Origin of the sequence: Hydrocoleum sp. CS-953 (genome assembly GCF_002260545.1) — a bacterium.
In the GTDB taxonomy this organism is placed as follows: Bacteria; Cyanobacteriota; Cyanobacteriia; order Cyanobacteriales; family Microcoleaceae; genus Trichodesmium.
This window is the reverse complement of sequence record NZ_LGSU01001474.1, coordinates 1-16,961: the sequence shown is the minus strand read 5'-3', so window position 1 is coordinate 16,961 and position 16,961 is coordinate 1. Positions and strand designations below refer to the sequence as shown.

Annotated in this window: 9 protein-coding genes and 11 pseudogenes; 9 read left to right on the top strand and 11 right to left on the bottom strand. The window is 39.2% G+C overall.

Translation table 11 applies throughout. From position 1 onward, the window contains the following. Positions 1–216: 216 nt before the first annotated feature. From AFK68_RS32135 to AFK68_RS32125, 3 genes and pseudogenes are all read right to left on the bottom strand, one after another. Positions 217–2,108 (bottom strand): annotated as a pseudogene (locus tag AFK68_RS32135) (helicase-related protein); the annotation flags it as partial. A 1-nt stretch (position 2,109) separates the two neighbouring features. Beyond that, positions 2,110–2,840: pseudogene (locus AFK68_RS32130) on the bottom strand (helicase-related protein); the annotation flags it as partial. Position 2,841: 1 nt separating this feature from the next. Beyond that, positions 2,842–3,517, bottom strand: a 676-nt coding sequence (locus AFK68_RS32125; RefSeq protein ID WP_143438518.1) for a DEAD/DEAH box helicase, incomplete at its 3' end; no start/stop codon positions are given. 1,845 nt (positions 3,518–5,362) lie between these two features. Between AFK68_RS32125 and AFK68_RS40465 the strand changes: the two genes are divergently transcribed. From AFK68_RS40465 to psaK, 6 genes and pseudogenes are all read left to right on the top strand, one after another. Then, on the top strand, positions 5,363–5,719 hold the full coding sequence (locus tag AFK68_RS40465; RefSeq protein ID WP_210407731.1) for an IS200/IS605 family accessory protein TnpB-related protein: 357 nt from the start codon (positions 5,363–5,365) through the stop codon (positions 5,717–5,719). A gap of 784 nt (positions 5,720–6,503) precedes the next feature. Beyond that, positions 6,504–6,872: pseudogene (locus tag AFK68_RS43025) on the top strand (FAD-dependent oxidoreductase); the annotation flags it as partial. Between the two features lie 9 nt (positions 6,873–6,881). Beyond that, positions 6,882–7,690: pseudogene (locus AFK68_RS32110) on the top strand (FAD-dependent oxidoreductase); the annotation flags it as partial. A gap of 123 nt (positions 7,691–7,813) precedes the next feature. After that, the gene (locus AFK68_RS32105; protein WP_371357649.1) at positions 7,814–8,488 is read left to right on the top strand and encodes an FAD-dependent oxidoreductase; all 675 of its coding nucleotides are present in this window, start codon (positions 7,814–7,816) and stop codon (positions 8,486–8,488) included. Between the two features lie 994 nt (positions 8,489–9,482). Beyond that, positions 9,483–10,163 (top strand): discoidin domain-containing protein, encoded by a 681-nt coding sequence (locus AFK68_RS32100; protein ID WP_094678227.1) that lies wholly within the window; start codon positions 9,483–9,485, stop codon positions 10,161–10,163. A gap of 733 nt (positions 10,164–10,896) precedes the next feature. Further along, complete coding sequence (psaK, locus tag AFK68_RS32095; protein WP_094678219.1) at positions 10,897–11,157, top strand: photosystem I reaction center subunit PsaK; 261 nt, start codon at positions 10,897–10,899, stop codon at positions 11,155–11,157. A gap of 623 nt (positions 11,158–11,780) precedes the next feature. Here the strand turns inward: psaK and AFK68_RS32085 are convergent. Together AFK68_RS32085 and tnpA are read right to left on the bottom strand one after the other, a co-directional pair. Continuing rightward, a pseudogene (locus AFK68_RS32085) lies at positions 11,781–11,967 on the bottom strand (transposase); the annotation flags it as partial. 20 nt (positions 11,968–11,987) lie between these two features. Beyond that, a complete protein-coding gene (gene tnpA / locus AFK68_RS32080; protein ID WP_094678215.1) occupies positions 11,988–12,407 on the bottom strand; it encodes an IS200/IS605 family transposase in 420 nt (139 codons plus the stop codon). A gap of 58 nt (positions 12,408–12,465) precedes the next feature. On the opposite strand from tnpA, the gene AFK68_RS32075 reads away from it, so the two are divergent. From AFK68_RS32075 to AFK68_RS43020, 3 genes and pseudogenes are all read left to right on the top strand, one after another. Further along, entirely contained in the window at positions 12,466–13,170 is a 705-nt protein-coding gene (locus AFK68_RS32075) for a transposase (protein ID WP_246844591.1), read from the top strand. Between the two features lie 272 nt (positions 13,171–13,442). Further along, positions 13,443–13,777: pseudogene (locus AFK68_RS47295) on the top strand (IS200/IS605 family accessory protein TnpB-related protein); the annotation flags it as partial. Position 13,778: 1 nt separating this feature from the next. Beyond that, positions 13,779–14,076: pseudogene (locus AFK68_RS43020) on the top strand (RNA-guided endonuclease TnpB family protein); the annotation flags it as partial. 272 nt (positions 14,077–14,348) lie between these two features. Here AFK68_RS43020 and AFK68_RS47290 read toward each other — a convergent pair. The 6 genes and pseudogenes from AFK68_RS47290 to AFK68_RS47285 form a co-directional block, all read right to left on the bottom strand. Continuing rightward, entirely contained in the window at positions 14,349–14,570 is a 222-nt protein-coding gene (locus AFK68_RS47290) for a hypothetical protein (protein ID WP_143438514.1), read from the bottom strand. A gap of 41 nt (positions 14,571–14,611) precedes the next feature. Further along, a pseudogene (locus AFK68_RS43015) lies at positions 14,612–15,051 on the bottom strand (ATPase); the annotation flags it as partial. 1 nt (position 15,052) lies between these two features. Then, positions 15,053–15,657 (bottom strand): annotated as a pseudogene (locus AFK68_RS32055) (ATPase); the annotation flags it as partial. Position 15,658: 1 nt separating this feature from the next. Then, positions 15,659–16,161, bottom strand: a pseudogene (locus AFK68_RS32050) (helicase HerA domain-containing protein); the annotation flags it as partial. Between the two features lies 1 nt (position 16,162). Then, the coding region (locus tag AFK68_RS32045) for an ATP-binding protein (RefSeq protein WP_371357648.1) at positions 16,163–16,741 on the bottom strand (579 nt) is incomplete at its 3' end. Beyond that, positions 16,735–16,961: pseudogene (locus tag AFK68_RS47285) on the bottom strand (HAS-barrel domain-containing protein); the annotation flags it as partial. The pseudogene AFK68_RS47285 and the gene AFK68_RS32045, both read right to left, overlap by 7 nt.

Here is a 16,961-nt window from a genome sequence, read left to right as displayed (position 1 = left end):
TCATCTGAAATATGGTTGAACCTGATTAATTTAACACTGAACCCGCCCCTACTATTGCAACATCTTATATAAAATCCGGTTATACAGTAATCGCAAAATTACTTCCTCAACTTAGAGATGTTCTATTAAATACGAATTTAAAAATTCATACTACTCAAATCCTTTCCTGACTCCTGACTCCTTAGTGATACGATAACTAATTACCCCCTAGAGACTTCAACTATTATCCAAAGACTCATTAACAGGGAAACGGTCAATCAACTGCATAGCCCGATAAGCATTCCGTTGCAAAGCATCAGATAAATGAGGCACATGAGGAATCTGAGACAAAAAATCCAAAGTCCGACGTAAAATCCGGACAACATCCCCCTCATCCAGACTTGTATTTTCTACTAACTCTTGCCATTCCACTCCCAAAGCCCACTGTTCTACCAAACCAATCAAATCCCGTTCCAACCAAACAGGTAAAGCTACCCTATACCTACGCTGCACCTGAAATAACTGATGTCGTAAACTCCGCAAACTAGCCAAAGCCTCGTCTACCTCAACAGACAACTCATAACGAGTCCAACTATCAGGTCTAGTAATCTCTGTCACCAGACCAGCACAAGCAGCAGCCAAATGATGGGGGTCAAGTGGCTCTAAAGCGCCAGACATCAAAGCTAAACCGAGCCACAATTCATTATCACCCCTAATTGCTGCACAAGCTTGACCAATCTCCGTAGGCTCAACCCCATGGAGACATCCAAAATATTGCAAAATTTCAATTAGATTGAGAAACTCTTGCCAGTGGCGTGCCAACTTATCCTCCAACTGAGTTTGGCGATCGTCTATTTCTGCCCTTAACATTCCTATCCGTCGCCAACCCTTTAACAAAGTACGAGGGTTCCCCCATTCCTTCACTGGATGTTCCTCGGCTTGTGCTTCTACCGTTGCCACTTTCTGCATTTGTGCTAAAACTTCTGGAGCATCTACTGGTAGCTCTACTACTGGAATTTGTTGAGCTAAAGCCAGAGAAACTTCATCTCCTTTGCGACATTGCCCCAACCTAAAATCAATTTCCACCGGCAATTCCATATAGTCCACAGCAACCAGCCGAGGTAAATCTGCCTGTAAAACCACCACATCCATTGCTGCTACTACATACCACCGATTATCTCTACCCAAACATAAGAAGTTAGAAGACTGACCAGATCCAGGAACTTTTGCCACCAACACTGCTGGAATTGCTTCTGAAGTAGATTTTTTTGCAGTAGGAACGTGCTTTCCTTTCAAACTAACAATAGTTCCCAACACTGCAAAAGACAAAGACAAAGACATTTCTTTAATCCTAGTTTCCTCTGCCTGCTTCTGCAAAATTTTCAGCAGTCGTTTCTCCTCTTTTGCTTTTTCCCGTAACTTCTCATAACCTGCCAGTAGTTGTTCGAGATTAACCCAATCATTCTCTTCATAAATTCCCAGCTTATTTTCTACAGAGGTCAACTCCTCTTGCTTTTGCTCAATCTCTTTGCGCTCTGGCATGAGAAATAGGGTAGACAAATACTGACCAAAACTACGTTCTACTAACTCCTTTGCCTCCTCCAATGTATGAGTTTGTAGTAAATTCAGCACCATACCATAGCTAGGAGTAAACTGGCTTACCAGCGGGTCAGCTCCTGAAGTTGCTAAATAAGCCGCCTCTTTAGCACCCTCAAACCTAGTTTGTACAGTTACAACATAACCTTGAAAATCCATCCCTCGCCTTCCTGCCCTACCTGCCATTTGCAGAAATTCTGATGGTCTTAGGAGTCGGTGTCCATCATCTGTACGTTTGGAGAGACTGGAGATAACTGTTGTCCGGGCTGGCATATTAATTCCTGCCGCTAAGGTTTCTGTGGCAAATACTACTTTGATTAAACCTTGCTGAAATAATTCTTCGACTAATCCTTTCCAGACTGGTAACATTCCAGCATGGTGAGCTGCTATTCCTCTGGTGAGAGGTTCTAACTGTTGAGACTTAGCTAGCTCTGGGTTACGCTTGAGAAATTCCTGAATTAGCTTCTGTAGTCTGGCTGCTTCTGCTTCGTTGACCAAAGTAAGATTGCTGACTTGTGCTACATCTGTTACTGNCTCGCCTTCCTGCCCTACCTGCCATTTGCAGAAATTCTGATGGTCTTAGGAGTCGGTGTCCATCATCTGTACGTTGGGAGAGACTGGAGATAACTGTTGTCCGGGCTGGCATATTAATTCCTGCCGCTAAGGTTTCTGTGGCAAATACTACTTTGATTAAACCTTGCTGAAATAATTCTTCGACTAATCCTTTCCAGACTGGTAACATTCCAGCATGGTGAGCTGCTATTCCTCTGGTGAGAGGTTCTAACTGTTGAGACTTAGCTAGCTCTGGGTTACGCTTGAGAAATTCCTGAATTAGCTTCTGTAGTCTGGCTGCTTCTGCTTCGTTGACCAAAGTAAGATTGCTGACTTGTGCTACATCTGTTACTGCACGAGCACATCCCCTACGACTGAATATAAAGTAGATAGCTGGTAACATATCTCGCTCTTTGAGCTGAGATAAGACTGCTGGTAATATTGGTTCTAGTTGTCTTTCTCTTCTATCTCTACCTGTTTGTCTAGTTTTCGGCTTGAGTAGGGGATTGATTCTTTTCTGATTGTTGTTGAGTAGAGGAAATAAGCCTTTGTTGTTGGAGAAATTAAATTCTAGGGGGACTGGTCGGAAATCAGAGTAGATGAGTTCGGTAGGTCCATGGACTCTGAGAATCCAGTCTGTGAGTTGATCGCTGTTGGCCACTGTGGCGGAGAGGGCTAATAGTTGAATTTCTGAGGGGCAGTAAATTATTGATNGATTGATTCTTTTCTGATTGTTGTTGAGTAGAGGAAATAAGCCTTTGTTGTTGGAGAAATTAAATTCTAGGGGGACTGGTCGGAAATCAGAGTAGATGAGTTCGGTAGGTCCATGGACTCTGAGAATCCAGTCTGTGAGTTGATCGCTGTTGGCCACTGTGGCGGAGAGGGCTAATAGTTGAATTTCTGAGGGGCAGTAAATTATTGATTCTTCCCAGACTGTGCCTCGTTGGCGATCGTTCATGTAGTGACATTCGTCTAGAACTACGGCTTCTACTCTCTCTAGGGATGTGCCTATTTCTCCAATGGGAGTACCATACAGCATATTGCGGAAGATTTCTGTGGTCATTACCAGGATCGGTGCTTCCCGGTTGACAGAGGTATCTCCTGTGACTAGCCCTACCATTTCGCTTCCAAATTGGTTGCGGAAGTCCCGTAATTTCTGGTTGGACAGGGCTTTTAGGGGTGTTGTGTAGAATACTCGTCGTCCACGACTCAGGGCCCGATAGATGGCGTATTCTCCAATTAGGGTTTTGCCTGAGCCTGTGGGGGCACAAACAACTACTGATTTTCCAGCGTTCAGGGCGGCGATCGCCTGTTTCTGGAAGTTGTCTAGTTCAAATGGAAATAAGGTCTTCAGATCCAGCTCTTGGCTGTTCTGGGTTGAGTATGACACTAATATTTTTTTCTTGACTTTATAAAGGTTCTGTGATATAATCTATATCCTTGTTATTTTTCACTAGAAGATATAGACTTTATATTTTTATTTTAACTATATCTTTATGAAGGTTTGAGGTTTGAGGCCACTAGGTGATAAGTTTTGGCATGAAGAAATTTTGCAGATTTGACTACTCCCTATAATTAAAGTTACTTAGGATTAATTTTAAGGCCGGGGAAACTTTTGAATCAACTTTTTGGGAGTTTCTTACTTCCCAGACTTCCCAGACTCCAAACATTTCCCACACTCTGCTTTTTGCGAGAATGAAACAGCCCTGGGGGAGTCGGGGAGTTGGGGAGAAGTAAACATGAGAATAATTAATACGCTCCTGGTGTGCTAATTATTCAAAAGGTTCCATGCGCCTGTGTTGATTACTTAATAATTGAAGCTTTGTCAAGTATAGCATTACTTTTGGTAATTGGTATAAAATGGTAGGTGACAAGATATGGTACAATGAAACTGGTTCAGAATTGCCGACTCAATAATCATAAAAATTCCGAACTCAAGAGAGCCTAATCGTAATTTTAATCCCTCAACACATCGGTTTTATGTTGAAATTGACCGACTGTGTTTCTTGTCGAAAAATCTCTTAAACTCATGCTAATTATTTAGTTCGGACCTCTTGGATATTTGAAAAGAAAAATCTATCCTACTATGACCTACAAAAAACACTTTCTACTCAAGCAGACNCGGTTTTATGTTGAAATTGACCGACTGTGTTTCTTGTCGAAAAATCTCTTAAACTCATGCTAATTATTTAGTTCGGACCTCTTGGATATTTGAAAAGAAAAATCTATCCTACTATGACCTACAAAAAACACTTTCTACTCAAGCAGACTATCAAGCAATGCCAGAATCGAGTATCTCAACAAATATTGATGATACTAGATAGAAACACATGAATTGCTTTTTAGCCGTGAACGAAGTTTTTAAAGAGAATCCATCAAAGTTTAAATCTCGTCCTCCTCTTCGGTGGATATAAAAATAAAATAACACCGAATAAATATTATAGTTTATACTAAACAAGCTATCAGCAAGAGGCAACTAAAACAAGGAATTATTAATCCCAGTAAAACTGGCATTTATCTAAAAACATTAGTACCAACTTCACGCTCTTAAACAAGTTCGTCTCGTCCCTAGACTTAATCATTATGTAATTGAGGTGATTTATGAGAAATGCGAAAAACAATAGGAGCTAGAGAAAAATCGTTAGGCCAGTATTGATATTGGATTAAACAATTTAGCTACATTTTCATGTCGGCGACAGCCGAAACTTTTAATCAAGGTGTACTTAAACCCAAGAGTGATAAATGGCAGACCGTTAAAATCTATCAATTAATACTATAACAAAGTTAAAAGCTTCCTACAATCTCAACTCCGGAAAAATCAATCAAGTAAGAGATTGAAAAAGCTGATGTTAAAAAGAGAATTTAAAATCAATGATTACCTTGCATATTGCATCTCGTTTGATTATTGATACTTTAATGAATCAGATGCAGAGGAACTCNAGCTAGAGAAAAATCGTTAGGCCAGTATTGATATTGGATTAAACAATTTAGCTACATTATCATGTCGGCGACAGCCGAAACTTTTAATCAAGGTGTACTTAAACCCAAGAGTGATAAATGGCAGACCGTTAAAATCTATCAATTAATACTATAACAAAGTTAAAAGCTTCCTACAATCTCAACTCCGGAAAAATCAATCAAGTAAGAGATTGAAAAAGCTGATGTTAAAAAGAGAATTTAAAATCAATGATTACCTTGCATATTGCATCTCGTTTGATTATTGATACTTTAATGAATCAGATGCAGAGGAACTCTGATAATTGGGCATAATGAAGACTGGAAGCAGAAGATAAATTTAGGGAAAAGAAATCATCAAAATTTTGTATCTGTTCCCTATAATAAGTTAATTGAAATGTTATCTTATAAAGCCAAGATGGTAGGGATAAATATAATTATTACAGAAGAATCTTATACCTCCGCATCAAGTTTTATAGATAATGATTTGATTCCAGTATACAAAAAAGGTCAGAAAAATCAAGTCAACTTTTCACCGAAAAGAGTAAAGCGATGCAGCGCCGCCAAAGGGGGTTTCCCTCATGAGCGACTGCATCAAGACAAAGAGGTTTGTATCGCAGTGCCCGCAAAGGATTAATCAATGAGTAAAGTCAACGGTTCTCTAAACCAATGCGAAAAAAGCAGCTCCCTTTTGTCTTTGACCATGGGATAGAGGAGCCAGTGCGTTGGGCGGGTCTCTCGAGAGTCACGCAACTGGCGTGGTNGTAGCGCCGCTGAATGGGGTTTCCCTCGTGAGCCACTGCATCAACACAATGTTGTTTGTATCGCAGTGCCCGCAAAGGATTAATCAATTAGTAAAGTCATCGGTTCTCTAAACCAATGCGAAAAAAGCAGCTCCCTTTTGTCTTTGACCATGGGATAGAGGAGCCAGTGCGTTGGGCGGGTCTCTCGAGAGTCACGCAACTGGCGTGGTGTTGTAGTGCCTCCTGGGTCGGAGCTACGCTAACACGAGCGTTAGGATAACACCTGCAATGCAGGAGGATATGTTATATTTGACTATATTTTTATGAAGTTTGACACTCCACGGACTAAAGTCCCGTGGATTTTTCAGAGGAGCTGTAAATCGGGTTACAACCACGATTTCCACATTGCACGGTTCCCGAAAAATCGAAACAACCACATTGCCAGTACCGTACCCTAGTACGTATACAGCAGCAGTATGGGCAAACGGCCGTTCCCCCATACAAGGCGGTGCCAATTGCCACTACTCTCCCCCGGCCATGCATACCATTGATACTACTTTTTAAGTTATTAGTTAATTATAACACATTTTTTTGACCTGACGAACGGATTAATTTCCGTCGAGTCGTTTACATCCACCGCTTAAAAGACGGTGGTTTCCCACTTACCGAAATTTTACTATGACAACAGAAACTCAAACTCCAAAGATAGTAGTAGTAGGTGCTGGCTGGGCTGGTTTAGGAGCCACTCACCACCTAGCTAAAAATGGCTATGACGTTACACTTCTAGAAGCTGGCCCTTATCCTGGTGGTTTAGTGGCTGGCTGGAAAACTCCTGGTGGCCGTTCAGTAGAAGTGGGCATACATGGTTTTTGGTATCCATACCATAATATATTTTCTCTTGTCAAGGAGCTAAACCTTAATCCTTTCACCCCTTGGACTCGTTCGGCTCAATATTCTCCGGCTGGATTAGAAGTAGAATCACCAATTTTTCAAGATTTACCACCGTTACCAACTCCTCTTGGTACTTTTATTTATACTCAATTTCAANCAGTAGAAGTGGGCATACATGGTTTTTGGTATCCATACCATAATATATTTTCTCTTGTCAAGGAGCTAAACCTTAATCCTTTCACCCCTTGGACTCGTTCGGCTCAATATTCTCCGGCTGGATTAGAAGTAGAATCACCAATTTTTCAAGATTTACCACCGTTACCAACTCCTCTTGGTACTTTTATTTATACTCAATTTCAACGCTTGCCTTTGAGCGATCGCCTTTCTGCTCTACCACTACTTTATTCTCTTATAGATTTTGATAATTCGGATGATGCTTGGCGAAGATATGATTCTGTAACAGCGAGAGAATTATTTAAACAATATGGTGTGACTAAAAGATTATATGATGATGCTTTTAATGCCATGTTATTAGTTGGTTTATTTGCTCCGGGAGAACAATGTTCTGCTGCTGCTGCTTTGGGAATGTTGTATTATTTTATTCTGGCTCATCAACCTAATTTTGATGTGGTTTGGTGTCGAGGTACTGTTGGAGAAATGATATTTAAACCTTGGGTGGAAAATATTGAAAGTTTAGGTGGAAAAGTTCTGACAAAACAGAGAGTTACTGAATTAATTGTTGATGATAATGGCAAAGCAAAAGGAGTTGTTTGTGAAGAGGAAATATTTGAGGCGGATGCTGTAATTTTTGCTGTTGGGATTAGTGGAATGAAAAAGATTTTGTCAGGAAGTGAAGCTTTACAAAGTCGTCAAGAATTTAGGAATATTAATAATCTGGGTGGAGTTGATGTATTAGGAGTTAGATTATGGTTTGATAGAAAAATTCCGATTCCTCGTGCTTCTAATGCTTGTTTNTTCTGACAAAACAGAGAGTTACTGAATTAATTGTTGATGATAATGGCAAAGCAAAAGGAGTTGTTTGTGAAGAGGAAATATTTGAGGCGGATGCTGTAATTTTTGCTGTTGGTATTAGTGGAATGAAAAAGATTTTGTCAGGAAGTGAAGCTTTACAAAGTCGTCAAGAATTTAGGAATATTAATAATCTGGGTGGAGTTGATGTATTAGGAGTTAGATTATGGTTTGATAGAAAAATTCCGATTCCTCGTGCTTCTAATGCTTGTTTTGGATTTGATGCAACTACTGGTTGGACGTTTTTTGATTTGAATGCTTTACATGACGAATTTCGACATGAACCAGGAACGGTTGTAGAAGTAGATTTTTATCATGCTAATCAATTTTTACCTTTGGCTGACGAGGAAATAATAAAAATTGTGCGGGGATATTTAGCAAGTTGTATTTCTGAATTTAGAGAGGCAGAAATTATTGACCAAAGTGTTGTAAGGGTGAGGGAAGGAGTGACTCATTTTTTCCCTGGTAGCTATCAATATTTACTCCCGGCAAAGACAAGTTTTGAGAATGTATTTATGAGTGGGGATTGGATTGTTAATCGTCATGGATCGTGGTCTCAGGAAAAAGCTTATGTGACTGGTTTGGAAGCTGCAAATTTAATAGTCGATAAGTTTAAGTTAGGGGAGAAAGCTAATATTATTCCGGTGGAAGACGATGAAGAACATATTAAATTTGCTAGGATGATTAATCAGTCAGTGCGAGAAGTTGGAAAGTCTATATTTCCTGATATTTGGTTGCCTTAATTCAGTTATCAGTTATCAGTACATCTATAGCAATCCTAAATTATTTGTGAAAAAAACTGTAGGGGTTTGGTCTCGTTTCCCCAAACTAAGAGGGGATTTGGAAACCAAACCCCTACGATCAAAATTACAACCTATTTAGGACTGCTATATCAGTCAAGATTCAATTCAATTGTTGGCTAGTGGGAGCATCTTGCTCCCATCAGTGAAGGTTTAGTTAGCTAATCTCGGCAAGAAGCTCACATTTTTGCTCAAACTCTTTCCTTAGCACTCTCAAGCTGCCTAAATGTACTATCAAATCCAACTCGATCAAAACTTCATAATTAATTTTTGTATAACTATGCACCTCAAAGCTTTATTTAGCAATTAATTTCGCTGATTTAAATTACAAAAAATATCATTGGAAAAACCAAAGATTCCGTAAAGTTATGACTTGTGTGAAACGGTATGGCGAGGGCTTAGGGCTATAAATGGCCTTGAGTTACAATAATGTCCAGTTAATGGACTTTGTTTGATGCCCTGGACTTTTGGATTAATTATTCTATTTCATCTTACTTAAGTAAATTCACCTTCTCCTATAGCTAGTTTTCTTCTCTACTGATTCGGTTTTTTTCCCTGATGCTAATACCTAGATTATCTACTATTTAAAATTTTGAACAGCTTTTTGTGTTTGTTGATTTTCACTTTTTTCTTTTTACACTCTTGTTTTTAACTGTCAGCGATTACACGGTTATGATCTCAAATTTTCATTTTTTTCTTGGGCAGAGCTAGATATCTCAAACCCTTATTTCATAATTCATACCACTGATTTTACTCTTCAAAATCTTCTCAGCAAATTTAAAGATTCTGTAAAATTGAGAAAAAGGTATTGCAAATGTTTTTTGGGGAGGGTTTAATAGAAGTATAGGAAACAAACAAAAGGTTAAAGCACTGATTATAAGGGCTATACCTAAAGTTACTCTCATCAAATTACAACAGACACAGGAATTTTATCATCATGTTGAAAAAGCTTTCCATTGCTGCTGCTACAACATTAGGTTTAACTATGCTGGTAGATATTAACCCAGCTCAAGCTGCTTTGATCGTCAGCCCAGTGGATGCAACGGCAACTTCAGAATTTACACCTGGTGGGGAAATTATCAACACCATTAACCAATCAGGTCTCAGTATTGGATTTACGAGTGGCGTAGATGATTTTGATACTTATCTCGCTCAAAATCCTCTACACACTCTAGTATTCGCTGGTAACGAATGGTTCAGTAATTTTCAAGGCCCTAACCAAACTATAACCTACGATCTCGGTAGTATTTTGGCTATTGACCGCCTTGCACTTTGGAACGAAGAAGGTGCCGGGATTTCCTCTTTCAATATATTGTCTTCTAATGATGGGGTGAATTTCTCTACTATTTTGAGTGGAGTATCTCCGATCAATAATCCAATTAATAACGATTATTCTGCGGAAGTAATTGATTTCGGCTCTGTTGTCAATGCACAATTCGTCCAATTTGAGATAACAGGCTGTGAAAATGCGAATTTATGTGGTATTGGCGAAGTTGCTTTTGCGACTGCTGAGTCTCTACCTGAAGCTGTACCTGAACCTACTGCTCTACTGGGTTTGTTAGGAGCAGGTGCTTTAGGTGCTACTTCCTTAAAGCGCAAACAGGAGCAAGAAAAATAGTTTCACCAAAAAAGTGGGTCTGAAGCCTCGCCCTTTGAGGGTGGCTTTAGTTCTGGATTAGGCGAGTCATCAATAATTTCTTCTACTAAGTAAGTAGGCATAAATAGAGGTTAAAATAAAAAATTTGAAAAAGAACCTAGAAGCAAGTTACCAATAGGTTCTCACCGTTTTAAATCTTCATTGCTATTGAACCGATAATTAAGCTCACCTACTTACTTGCGTCATACTTTTTTTATTTATTATAGAGGAGGTAGTCAAAAAAATTGGATATAGTAATTTTTCTGCCATAATCAGCCCAAAATACTAGCTTTTTGAGCTTTTTCCACCGAAAAGCTAGCACTTTTTTCAACCCAAAAATGCTTTTGCCTTTAGCTGTTAATACGCGCGAGAATTAATCAGCAAGCCCTAATTAGGGTTTGCTGAAAAAGTCTTTTTAAGGAGTAGGGGAGTAATTTTTTTGCCCTTGTTTGCCTAAAATGCTAACTTTTTGAGCGTTTTAGACGTGATACCTGGCATTTCCCCCCTAAAAAGGCTAAAGCCTTTATATATAAATGCTTTGAGAATTGATCGGGAAACCCTGATTAATCCAAAACTCCAGAATCTCTTAAATTCCAGGTAGAAATTGTAAAGAATTATTGCTAAGTCTCACCAGAAGAAAAAAAAGAACAATTTTCTGATATAAAGATGCCATTGACATTTTCAATTTACATATTTAGGTATAGGAGAAGAAAAAATGCTTTACTCAACCTTATTAACACTTGGCCCCAATACTTTTAGCTGGAGTCCTAAAATTGCCTTAATAATGATTATCTGTAATATCGTAGCGATCGCCTTCGGCAAGTTAACAGTAAAATATCCTAGTGTGGGTCCAGCCATGCCTGCTTCTAACTTTTTCGGTGGTTTTGGAGTAGCTGGTGTTTTAGCAACTACAAGCTTCGGTCATATTTTAGGTGCTGGTGTGATTCTTGGTTTAGCAAATTTGGGTAGCCTCTAAATTATCTAGATTTATAAAATCAATAATTTAATTTACATTTATCTTTAGGTAACTTTCTCAAAGTTACCTTTTTATTAGACACTTACTATTGTACAACAGTTGAGGAAAAAATCATGCGTACTAGAGAAGCATCTTTTTTATTAGGTATCTCCCGTCAACGTTTATTAGTTTTACTAGCTCAANAAATGATTCATGTTAATCAAAACAAGATTAAAGGTAATTTCGGTAAACCTCCTGGGAAACTGGAACCAGTCCTTTCTGTTAAAGACGGCAAGCGTAACGACTATGGTTATGAGTTATATATTCCAGGTCCTTGCCAAATTGTCTATGAACCTTACAATCCCGCACCTTGTGGCGCTCATTTGTGGATTAATACTTATAATTCTGTGGAATTTATACATACTGAATTTTCACAAGACCCTGCAAGACAACCTAGCAGACAAATTTTTATATAGTTTGTTTCCATAGGTAGTAAATCATTACAAAAAAATATTTATTTGCGAGAAAAGCTTGACTGACCATAACTTCAGTTAATTTGTGCTGTTTGGTTGTGGGAAATTGCAGCAGTATTAGGGTTGAAAAGTTTTCCCTTTCTAATTTTTCAAGTCTCTTCATATCAACCATCAGATCTGGCTCTCAATATACTTCATAACTGTCTGTGTTGAAGCATTGCCAGTAGTTGCACAGAAAAAGCTTGGTGTCCACAGAGTAGGCAATTTCAGCAATCTGGGAAATTCTTTTCTCAAGTGATGAGAGGCCCTACCTTTGACTCGCTTGATAATTACAGAGGGTGCAAAAGTTGGGTCAACCNAGTCTCTTCATATCAACCATCAGATCTGGCTCTCAATATACTTCATAACTGTCTGTGTTGAAGCATTGCCAGTAGTTGCACAGAAAAAGCTTGGTGTCCACAGAGTAGGCAATTTCAGCAATCTGGGAAATTCTTTTCTCAAGTGATGAGAGGCCCTACCTTTGACTCGCTTGATAATTACAGAGGGTGCAAAAGTTGGGTCAACCTCTAAAAACAGGTGTAGGTGGTCTGGCATGATTTCTAGTGCGATTAACCGCCAGTCATGTTCAGTGCATAACTCAAAAATTATCTCTTGTAACCTTTGTTTAACTTGACCTATGAGTACAGCTTTTCTCCGTTTTGGACAAAAGACAAAGTGGTAGTTGATTAATGTAACTGAGTGGGGATTTCTTCTATATTCATCTGGTTTTTTCTTTCCTACGGAATGCTGCGCAAACATCAAATCTGTAGACAGAATATGTTTAATAGTGCTATTATATCTACAGGAGGTAAATCAAATGTATGGATGTCAGCAACATCTAGTTAATAGCACGCCAAAAATTATAGCAGTCCTGGAATATATTTGTACTGAGGCCAATAAATTAACAAATTGTGGGATCTACTATTGTCGGCAAATGCTGTTCAAAGCAGGGAAGTTTTTAACTAAAGCTGAATTAGATTTTCAGCTTAAAAGTAATCCACATTTTAAAGCCATGAGGTCTGCTTGTGCCCAACAAGCTTTGCATTCAGTGATTGAGTCTTTTAACTCCTATGCTAAGTTAGCCTCCATGTATAAAAATGGCGAGTTAGCAGAGAAACCCAGACCACCGAAATATCGTAAAAAAGGAGGCTTGGCAGTTGTTAGCTATCCTGCACGTTGGGTTAAGCTAGTCAATGGAATGCTGAAATTTCCATTAGGTAATCAGGTAAAGGCATGGTTTGGCATTGACCATTTCCTATTGCCAATGCCAAGTAATCTAGACTTTAAACAGATTAAAGAATTTAGGTTTGCACCTAGAAATAACTGTTTTTATCTAGAATTTGCATACAACCAACCAGAACCAGACCAAGCTCAACCCATAGCAGAAAATGTCTTAGGTATTGACCCAGGATTGAATAACTGGTTAGCCTGTGTAAGTAATGTAGGTAAGGCTTTTATAGTTGATGGCAGGAAGGTAAAATCTCGTATGGCAATGGTACAACAAGCAACTAGCCAAGATTAAGCAAGGCAAAGCAGGAGATTACTGGGATGAAAAATTGGCTGCTATAACCGAAAAGCGTAACCGCCAAATGCGTGACAATGTGAATAAAGCNGGATTGAATAACTGGTTAGCCTGTGTAAGTAATGTAGGTAAGGCTTTTATAGTTGATGGCAGGAAGGTAAAATCTCGTATGGCAATGGTACAACAAGCAACTAGCCAAGATTAAGCAAGGCAAAGCAGGAGATTACTGGGATGAAAAATTGGCTGCTATAACCGAAAAGCGTAACCGCCAAATGCGTGACAATGTGAATAAAGCAGCTAGGTTTGTCATTAACTGGTGCTTAGAGCATCAAATAAGTACCGTCATATTTGGTTGGAACAAAGGTATCAAAGACGGAATTAATATCGGTTCCAAGAATAACCAAAACTTTGTGCAAATCCCAACAGCTAAATTAAAAGCTAGAATAGCTCAATTGTGTCAACAGCATGGACTTAACTTGATCTTGACTGAGGAAAGTTATACTAGCAAAGCAAGTTTCCTAGACGATGATTTTCTACCTACTTTCGGTGAGAAACCTGAAGGGTGGAGACCATCAGGAAAGCGTGTTCAGCGTGGTCTGTATCGCTCNGGAAAGTTATACTAGCAAAGCAAGTTTCCTAGACGATGATTTTCTACCTACTTTCGGTGAGAAACCTGAAGGGTGGAGACCATCAGGAAAGCGTGTTCAGCGTGGTCTGTATCGCTCGGCATCGGGTCAAGTTATTAATGCTGATTGTAACGCAGCAGCTAATATTCTCCGAAAAGTATCGACACAGCTAGGGTTATCTCTAGCCAAGGTCTCTAGGGCAGTTTTGAGTCTGCCACAACGATGTAGGTTGGATTCTTTAACCTTATCATATCGTCAGCAGTGCGTAGCGTGGTTTTAACCCGCGTAGCACAACAGCTACTGAATCCAGGGTGTTTTAACCCCTGGAGAACTCAATAAAACCCAATATCATCCAAAGCTACCTGAGCTGCTTCAAACAACTCATTATCAGAAACATACCGCCAATCGATACCCCCTATTTCCTGATAAAAAGTCTGGTCTTGACATCCTCCCGACGCTGCTCTTACTAGACAGCGCGGGATTCCCTAACATCGCTGTTAGAGGCTTTCTGTCTCATAGCACCTGCCTTCTGGGACTTACTCCCTTCGGGTCTTACAGTCGCTCCACAGACAAGCCAGCGGGGTCTTGGGGGTTTCCCCCATGAGCGACTGGCGCTGACACTGCGAGTCCCGCAGCCAAAATGTTTATACTTGCATTTATGTCCCGATCGTGGTGACTACCACACTCTGGAATAGATATCTCCAGAAAAGAGGGAGTAGGGAGTAGGGGGAAAGAATTGATAGTTTCTTCTCTCCATTCCTGATATTTTTCCAAGGCACCCAGCTAGAGTGTCATTCCAGCAAGCAATTCCTTAACTAAAACCCAATATCATCCAAAGCTACCTGAGCTGCTTCAAACAATTCATTATCAGAAACATACCGCCAATCGATATCTCCAATTTCCTGATAGAAGGTCTGGTCGTAAGCACGAGTCTGAATTACCACAGGCATCGGTACCGCATGACCTAATACCAACGCTTGCTGTTTAGAATCCAACTTTGCCAAAACAGACCGCAAACTATGACCCCCAGAAACTCCGGTAAAAATAGAATCAATATCTTTATCATCATTCAAAAGAGCTGTAATTCTCGTACCTATTTGAGACATAACTTCTGCATCTATTCCGGAAGGTCTCTGGTCTACAACTAATAGAGTCACAAAATATTTCCGCATTTCCCTAGCGATAGTACCAAAAATAGTTGAACGTACTATAGCAGGGTCGAGAAAACGGTGAGCTTCCTCAATAGTTATGACTANTTCCAAAACCGTCCGCCAAGCTATGCCCCCCGGAACCCCCGTTAAAATAGAATCAATATCTTTATCATCATTCAAAAGAGCTGTAATTCTCGTACCTATTTGAGACATAACTTCTGCATCTATTCCGGAAGGTCTCTGGTCTACAACTAATAGAGTCACAAAATATTTCCGCATTTCCCTAGCGATAGTACCAAAAATAGTTGAACGTACTATAGCAGGGTCGAGAAAACGGTGAGCTTCCTCAATAGTTATGACTAATTGTTGAGGACGATCATTAGGATTTTTAGAACTTAAAAATTTATCTGCTTTCCGCACATAACTATTATGAATTCGGCGAGTAATCATATTAGCAGCCAACATATAGGAAAGCATATTTGACTGGGAACCAAATTCAATAATAACGTGCTTCCCTGCATCTAAAGATTCTAAAATTTCCTCTATATAATTGTTAGTATTTTTTGTCTGCATATATTTCAGATTATCCAGTCGTAATAATTTCCTTTGTAACGACATAATTGAACCTTTGTGACCTCTCTTTTCATCACAAAATATTTGGATATCTTCATTAGTCATTGCCAATAATTGAGTAATCCAAGATTTACCAANATAACGTGCTTCCCTGCATCTAAAGATTCTAAAATTTCCTCTATATAATTGTTAGTATTTTTTGTCTGCATATATTTCAGATTATCCAGTCGTAATAATTTCCTTTGTAACGACATAATTGAACCTTTGTGACCTCTCTTTTCATCACAAAATATTTGGATATCTTCATTAGTCATTGCCAATAATTGAGTAATCCAAGATTTACCAAATTCACTTCTGAGAATATTTGCACTATCAATACTTGCCTCAGACAAATTTAACTCCCGTTGCACCAACCCAATATCTTCAACCTCTATTTGGTTATAGCTCAAATACAATTCTCGTGCATCGCGTACCCCTCTACGTTTAGTAGATTCTGGGTCTAGAGTCCACAGTTCCACTCGATAGGGAAATAATTGTCGTAAACCTTTTACAGTATTAACTTGTTTCCCCTCCGCCATAGCTTCCCAACCATATTCAGAGTGCATATCAAAGATTAAATTTACGGCAGCACCCTTCCGAATNGTTATAGCTCAAATACAATTCTCGTGCATCGCGTACCCCTCTACGTTTAGTAGATTCTGGGTCTAGAGTCCACAGTTCCACTCGATAGGGAAATAATTGTCGTAAACCTTTTACAGTATTAACTTGTTTCCCCTCCGCCATAGCTTCCCAACCATATTCAGAGTGCATATCAAAGATTAAATTTACGGCAGCACCCTTCCGAATAATGCCAGATAAAAGAAGACGAGTCAAAAAAGATTTACCAGTTCCCGACTTACCAAAAATTCCATTACTCCGTTCTACAAATCTATCTAAATCTAAACAAACAGGTACATCCATATCAATAGGTTTACCCACAGCAAAATTCCGGCGACTCGTATCGTCTTCCCTGCCAAAAACTAAACTAAAATCTCTCACACTTGCTTCATAAACTTGGGAAAAATGACTAGGAATAGTTTTGACTGGCATTAATTTAATTTCGGCACTGGTTTGAGCTTCAAAGGATGCTAAATTTTCTATGGATTGAGATTTTTTTTGATTGTCATTTTTTTCGTTGAAGTTGAAAGAAACTGGTGATGTTTCTGGAGCAAGAACTAACATTAACATTGGGGCAAGTTCGATAGTTCCGTAGGTGCTACCTCCAGCTAAAACAGATTGCAAAAAATCATCTGTAGGTAGGGGGGGTTAATCATTATTCGTTCGCTGGATGTTCCTAATAAAACATCGGTTAGCATACAGAAAAAGTGGGCGCGTACTCCTTGTACAACTAAAAATTTGCCAACGCGCATATCCTCTACTAATACGTCTGGGTGGAGTCGTA